Genomic DNA, 5,741 nt, shown 5'->3' on the forward strand with positions numbered 1-5,741 from the left:
AGCGTGGTCCCGATCGACTGATTGACGAGATCGACCGTATAGGCGGCCGAATTGGAGTAAAGCGACGCGCCGCCGCGAATCTGGCGGGCCTGTTCTTCCGTGATGTCTCGCATTTGTGGTGGCCTTTATATTGTCGGAATGCCAACAGCCGTCAGCCAATTGCAAGCCCGATGGCCGTTCACTTTATTACGTGATAATCCAGCACTCCAGTCTCCTGATAATCGCCCGATTTCGAAATAATGCATTTCGAAGTCACTTTATTTCCACTGCGGCGATCGATTCTTTTCCTTCTGTTTCGCAGCATCTGACGCGGGGGGCGCCTCCCCGCGCACGGCGGTTACTTGCCGGTGTTATTGAACGTCTTCGGGTTCTGCAGGTAATTGCCGAGGCTCGGCAGGAACTGGCCGAGCGCGGTCACCACCGGCGCGGCGTCAACGGCGAGGCTACCCAGCGAGCTGATCGCACCGCCGCCATGCACATTCCTGACCTGTTCCGTCGTCATGACCTTCATCATTCTCTCCTCGTAAAAAATAAAGATGATGCAAAGAACCTTCATTGAAAGACAAACGGCTTTTAATCCCGAGCGACTCGTTAATCTAATAATCACTGCGATTACCAGCCGAAATCAGGCTATCATGCGGGCGCATCGGAATTCAATGGAGGACACACTCTTACAGCCGCATTTTCCGATGCACGGCGAGTAGCAGGCATTCATGCTGTTTGAATTTCAATTTCAAAACGTTTAAATCCCGCCGCAATGCATTGCGGCACGGACAGGAGACGGAGACGGCCATGTTTGAAACGAGGCGCACGAATTGCGAGTCGGCGACACCGGATGCGGGTATTTCCCTATCAAGATTTTCGACTAAGTGGAATCCCCGACTTGCAACCATGACATTGTTCGCTGTAACGATAGCCGGCGCGCCGGCACACGCCCGTGCGTTCTGCCTCGATACCGCCTACCAGTACGCGTCCGTGCACGATCCGCGCTACCTGCAGGCCCGCAGCGAATACGATGCGGCCCGCCAGAAATTTCCCGAGGCGCGTGCGCAGATGCTGCCGCAGGCCGCCGCGCAACTCGAGTGGGGGCGCTACGGCACGCACGCGAACCTGTTCGGCATCGACGTCAGCGGGTCGAGCAACGCGGCATACGGTTCCGCTCAGGTCACGCAGGCGCTGTTCAATGTGCCCTACCTGTACGACATGCGGCGCGCGACCGAGTACGAGGAAGCGGCGAAGCAGAAGCTCGAGGTCGCGAAGCAGGACCTGATCCTGCGGGTCGCGAACGCGTGCTTCGATCTGCTGAGCGCGCGCGAGAAACTGCAATCCGCCGACGACGAAGTCAGCGCGCTCACGCGACTCGAAAGCGATACGCGGCGCATGGCGCAACTCGGGATGAAGACGATCGGCGACACCGCCGAGATCGAGGCGCGCCGCAGCCTCGCGCAATCCGACGAGGCGCTCGCGCAGACCGACGTCGATGCGCGGCGCGCCCGCTACGAGACGTTGCTCGGTTCGACGATCGATTTCTCGCGCTGGCCGCGGCTGGCGATGCGCGGGTCGTCGCCGCGCATTCCGTCCGGCGACTATGCGCCGCAGGACAACCCCGCGTACCGGCAGGCCTATCGCGACGTCCAGGTCGCGCGCCTTGCCGCGAAGCGCGTCAGCGCCGAACACTTGCCGACCGTCGACCTGTTCGCGTCGTATTCGCGTGGGCTCAACCCGAACCTGCGCGGGCTCACCGATCGTTCGGATTTCCATCAAAGCGCGGTCGGCGTGCAGGTGACGATTCCGATCTTCTCCGGCGGCAGCGTGTACTACCGGCAGGTCGAGGCCGAGCACGTGACCGAGCAGTACCGCAACCGGCTGCGCGAGGTCGAGGAGCAACTGGGCACCGATCACCGCGAGGCGTTGTCCGCGCTCGAATCGGTCGGCAAGCGCATTCGCGCGCAGCAGCAGTCGCTGCAGGCCGCGCGGCTCGCCTACGATGCGTCGATGAAAGCGCATCAGGTCGGCTACAGCACGACGTACGAAACGCTGAACCTGCGGCGCGACATCTCGGGCATCCGGCAGAAGCTGTTCGACAGCTATCTCGATGCGCTGAAGCTTCAGTTGAAGCTGAAAAGCGTGCTCGGCACGCTCGACGAACAATCGCTGATCGCGGTGGACAGTTTCCTCGAAAGCAACGCGGCGAGCGATCGGGGGTGAACGCGATCACATACGTCGGTATCCCGGGCAAGGTTGCGTACACAACCTTCAAGAAAAATGTCGATGTGCCGGCCGGTCGGAAGTTCAACGACGGCGCATCGCGATTCCCGCTCGTCGCTTACTGCGCCCGTGCGCAGCCGCCTACGTGGTTGAAGCGGGGGCACCCGTCGATTCGGGGTACATCAACCGGGTGGCGGCAGCACGACCGTGTCCTCGGGGCCGAGCACGCGGCCGTCCTGCGAACGCAGCTCCAGCTTCCTGACCGGCAGCCCGGTCTTCCGGTCGACCAGCAGCACGTGCGCCTCGTCCGGTTCGAAGAAGAAATCCTCGCCCCACTGCCGCAGCGCGACCAGCAGCGGAAACAGCCCGCGGCCTTTCTCGGTCAGCACGTATTCGTGATGCGCGCCGCCGTCGGCGGCCGGCACGACGTCCATGATTCCGTGCGCGACCAGGTTGCGCAGGCGCGCGGCCAGGATGTTCTTCGCGAGGCCGAGATTCTTCTGGAATTCGCCGAAGCGGCGCAGCCCGTCGAACGCGTCGCGGACGATCAGCAGCGACCACCAGTCGCCAATCGCGTCCAGCGGGCGGGCGACACCGCAAAGGGAATCTTCGTGCGTGGTGCGTCGGTTCATCGGTGCAGGCGGCGACGCCGTGACCGGGATAAGGGCTCGACGGTGATCGCTTTCGTTGAAATGAATGGTTTCAATATAAAACCAAATTCAGAAAAGATCAATGCTGAGTTGCCGACTGTTCGGGATCGATGAACGGAATGACCGTTCCAGCCGGAATTGGCATATGAATTCATACGTTCCAACCAATAAATCCATAAATTGGAGGGATTCATCACGTCGCCTCACTTCATCGGCCCCGCATTCGGCAACTGCCCTCATGATTTACAAGGTTGCAACTTGAAACCTAATCATCTACGCTCGAACCAGTTTCGACTGAAACCATCCTCTCCAACTCCCCGAAGGAGCATTCGATGATCCGGTCCGATGCCACGTTCGACGGCACCTTTCCATTCGCCCCGCATTTCGACGACGCATCCGGCTTCCGGATGCACTACGTGGACGAAGGTCCGCGCGACGGCGAAATCGTGCTGTGCCTGCATGGCGAACCCACATGGGGATATCTGTTCCGTCACCTCGTGACGGCGTTGAGCCCGACATACCGCGTCGTCGTGCCCGATCACATGGGCTTCGGCAAAAGCGCGACGCCGCAGGACCGCAGCTACTGGCTGCAGGATCACATCGACAATCTCGAGCGTTTCGTGCTCGCGCATGACCTCGATCGCATCACGCTGGTGATGCACGACTTCGGCGGCCCGGTCGGCATGGGGCTCGCCGCGCGGCATCCGGACCGGATTCGGCGCATCGTGTCGGCCAACGGACCGACGCCGTTCGGGCAGACCGATCTCGCCGAGCGCCTGACGGCGAATGGCCGCGAGGCGCCGTGGTTCCAGTGGATCATGCGTGCGGCGGCCGACGGTACGCTCGAAACGGTGCTCGGGCAGCTCGGCTTCAACATCCTGAGCACGTTGAAGCTGAACGGCTTCGAGAACCACGCGATCATCGCCGACACGTGGATCGCCGCATACGGCGCGCCGTTCGCGCAACCGGCCGACTGTCTCGGCGCGATCGGATGGGCACGGGGGTTCGCGGCCGGCGCGCACCGGTTCGAGGAACCCGATGCGGCGGCGCTGCGCGCGATACGCGGCAAGCCCGCGCTCGCGATCTGGGGAGACGCCGACCGAACGCTCGGCACCGAACACTTCCTGCCGCTCTTTACCGCGCTGTTTCCGTCCGCGCCGATCGAGCGGCTGGCGGGCGTCGGGCACTACTGCTTCGAGGACGCGCCGGATGCCATTGCCGCGCGGATCGCGGATTTCATCCGAACGACCGGCTGAAAAAATTTCGGCAGCCGGCTCGAAACACCGGCTGCCGAATGGCGTGCGCGGTCGCTTCGCGCACGCGTCGCTTCACGTCAACGTCACCGAATGATCCGCGTCACCCCCCGCCCGCGCGGATCGGCCATCGCTTCCGGCGTCTTGCCGTCGATCTTGATGACCTGGATGTCGCCGCTGAAGTCCTGCCCCTTCAGCGTATAGCCGCGCGCTTCGATCTGCTTCGCGAGTTCGCCTTCGATCGGGTGGTACGGCTCCCAGAAGATCGTGTTCGGCGGCAGCAGCTGATGATGGAACCGCATCGCGCCGACCGCTTCCTTCAACGGCATCTTGAAGTCGTAGATGTTGTTGATCACCTGGAAGATCGACGTGAAGATGCGCGAGCCGCCCGGCGTGCCGATCACCAGCGACACCTTGCCGTCCTTCGTCATGATCGTCGGCGACATCGACGACAGCGGGCGCTTCTTCGGTTCGATCGCGTTCGCGTCGCTGCCCACCACGCCGAACATGTTCGCGACGCCCGGCTTCGCGGAGAAGTCGTCCATCTCGTCGTTCAGCACGATGCCCGTGCCGTCGGCGATCACGCCCGAGCCGAAATAGCCGTTGATCGTGTACGTGTTCGACACCGCGTTGCCCCACTTGTCGACCACCGAGAAGTGCGTCGTTTCGGCCTTCTCCGGCATCGTCGTGCCGAGGGCCGGCTGCACGCTCTTCGTGTCCGACGGCTCCTTCGGGTTGACCTCGGCCGCACGCTTTGCGATGTACGCGTCGTCGGTCAGCTGCGCGATCGGCACCTTGTAGAAGTCGGGATCGCCGAGATACTGCGCGCGGTCGGCGAACACGCGCTTCTCGATTTCCGCGACGAGGTGGATGTACTGCGGCGAGTTGAGCTTGACGCCCTCGAAGTCCTGCTTCAGGTCGGCCTTCATCTTCAGCAACTGCACGAGGCCGATGCCGCCCGAGCTCGGGGGCGGCGCGGTGATCACGTCATAGCCGTTCCACTTCGCCTGCACCGGCTGGCGCCACACCGCGCGGTACTGCGCGAGATCCTCGGTCGTGATCAGCCCGTTGCCGTCACCGGTCTTCATCGACGCGGCGATCAGCTCGGCCGTCTTGCCCTTGTAGAAGCCCTCCGCGCCGCCGTCGGCGATACGCGTCAGCACGTCGGCGAGATCGGGCTGCTTGAAGTTCGCGCCGGCCTTCAGCCCGGAGAAGTACTTGTCGAAGTTGGTCTTGCCGCCGAACTCCTTCGATGCGTCGACGCCGCGCTGCGCCAGTTGCTCGTCGACGACGAAGCCGTCGCGCGCATAGTGGATCGCCGGCGCGAGCACCTGTTTCCACTTCAGCTTGCCGAAGCGCTTCTGCGCTTCCCACATGCCCGCCACCGTGCCCGGCACGCCGACCGCACGCGGGCCGTACAGGCTCATGCCCTTGACGACGTTGCCGTCCTTGTCGAGATACATGTCCTTCGTCGCGGCGAGCGGCGCGCGCTCGCGGTAATCGATGAAGTACGGCTTGCCGTCCTTGTAGATCGTCATGAAGCCGCCGCCGCCGATGTTGCCGGCTTCCGGGTACGTGACGGCGAGCGTGAACGCGATCGCGACGGCCGCGTCGATCGCGTTGCCGCCTT

The 5,741-nt window shown here is 63.0% G+C and carries 5 protein-coding genes; 2 read left to right on the forward strand and 3 right to left on the reverse strand.

Annotation, left to right across the window (positions count from 1 at the left end; translation table 11 throughout):
• Window positions 1-337: 337 nt before the first annotated feature.
• Window positions 338-511, reverse strand: coding sequence for a hypothetical protein (locus JMF90_RS21250; protein ID WP_006495012.1), 174 nt, complete (start codon window positions 509-511; stop codon window positions 338-340).
• Window positions 512-891: 380 nt separating this feature from the next.
• Between JMF90_RS21250 and JMF90_RS21255 the strand changes: the two genes are divergently transcribed.
• Complete coding sequence (locus tag JMF90_RS21255) at window positions 892-2,208, forward strand: TolC family protein (protein WP_012338298.1); 1,317 nt, start codon at window positions 892-894, stop codon at window positions 2,206-2,208.
• Window positions 2,209-2,390: 182 nt separating this feature from the next.
• Here the strand turns inward: JMF90_RS21255 and JMF90_RS21260 are convergent, their stop codons facing one another.
• A complete protein-coding gene (locus JMF90_RS21260) occupies window positions 2,391-2,840 on the reverse strand; it encodes a helix-turn-helix domain-containing protein (RefSeq protein ID WP_011547884.1) in 450 nt (149 codons plus the stop codon).
• A gap of 350 nt (window positions 2,841-3,190) precedes the next feature.
• Between JMF90_RS21260 and JMF90_RS21265 the strand changes: the two genes are divergently transcribed.
• The gene (locus JMF90_RS21265; protein WP_011547885.1) at window positions 3,191-4,114 is read left to right on the forward strand and encodes an alpha/beta fold hydrolase; all 924 of its coding nucleotides are present in this window, start codon (window positions 3,191-3,193) and stop codon (window positions 4,112-4,114) included.
• Window positions 4,115-4,197: 83 nt separating this feature from the next.
• On the opposite strand, the gene ggt is transcribed toward JMF90_RS21265, so the two are convergent.
• Window positions 4,198-5,741 (reverse strand): gamma-glutamyltransferase (gene ggt / locus JMF90_RS21270; protein ID WP_201325400.1); only part of this gene is annotated, 1,544 nt, incomplete at its 5' end.

The sequence above is a fragment of the Burkholderia sp. E168m23 genome (genome assembly GCF_016586125.1).
Classification (GTDB): domain Bacteria; phylum Pseudomonadota; class Gammaproteobacteria; order Burkholderiales; family Burkholderiaceae; genus Burkholderia; species Burkholderia orbicola.

Bases quoted from the DNA above. Each gene is read 5' to 3' on its own strand.
- JMF90_RS21255 (WP_012338298.1), top strand. From the start codon at position 892: ATGACATTGTTCGCTGTAACGATAGCCGGCGCGCCGGCACACGCCCGT.
- JMF90_RS21250 (WP_006495012.1), bottom strand. From the start codon at position 511: ATGAAGGTCATGACGACGGAACAGGTCAGGAATGTGCATGGCGGCGGT.
- JMF90_RS21265 (WP_011547885.1), top strand. From the start codon at position 3,191: ATGATCCGGTCCGATGCCACGTTCGACGGCACCTTTCCATTCGCCCCG.
- JMF90_RS21260 (WP_011547884.1), bottom strand. From the start codon at position 2,840: ATGAACCGACGCACCACGCACGAAGATTCCCTTTGCGGTGTCGCCCGC.